1 protein-coding gene is annotated in these 523 nt (G+C 69.4%); it reads right to left on the bottom strand.

The genetic code is table 11. From position 1 onward, the window contains the following. The coding region (locus tag A5652_RS21200; protein WP_156745465.1) for a VWA domain-containing protein at window positions 1–523 on the bottom strand (523 nt) is incomplete at both ends.

Below are 523 nucleotides of genomic sequence, written 5' to 3'. Positions count from 1 at the left end.
TAGACGCCGTCGTGCGGATCGCTGGGATTGGAGGGTTTGTTCTCGCCGCCGTCGGAGAGCAGGACGATGCGGGCCGGTGGCGGGGTATCGCCGCCGGCGACCGCGGTGGCGCTGATCGCGTGCAGGGCGGTGAAAAGGCCTTCTCCCGTCGCGGTTTTGGGCATCGGCTTGAGGCTGTCGATGCCCGCCTTCACCGCGCCGCGGTTTGTCGTCGGGGGCACCAGTAGCGTGGCGTTGGCCGCGAACTCCACCAGTCCCAGGTTGATCGCCGGGGTCAGCTGGTCGGCGAACTGCTTGCCGGCCTCCTTGGCCGCGTCGAGGCGGTTGGGCGGCACATCGGTGGAGGCCATCGACTCCGAGACGTCGATCACCAGCATCACGACCGCGCGATTGAGCGGGATCCGGACATCCGAGGTCGGCCCCGCCATCGCGGTGGTCAGCAACACCAGCGACACGGCGATCGGGAGGTGCCGCCACGGCGACTGCGCCACGGGGGTATCGGTGTAGCGGTGCAGCCGTTGGC

Origin of the sequence: Mycobacterium sp. 1165178.9 (genome assembly GCF_001673555.1) — a bacterium.
In the GTDB taxonomy this organism is placed as follows: Bacteria; Actinomycetota; Actinomycetes; order Mycobacteriales; family Mycobacteriaceae; genus Mycobacterium.
The sequence above is the reverse complement of the archived record's forward strand: the minus strand, read 5'-3'. Positions and strand labels throughout refer to the sequence as shown.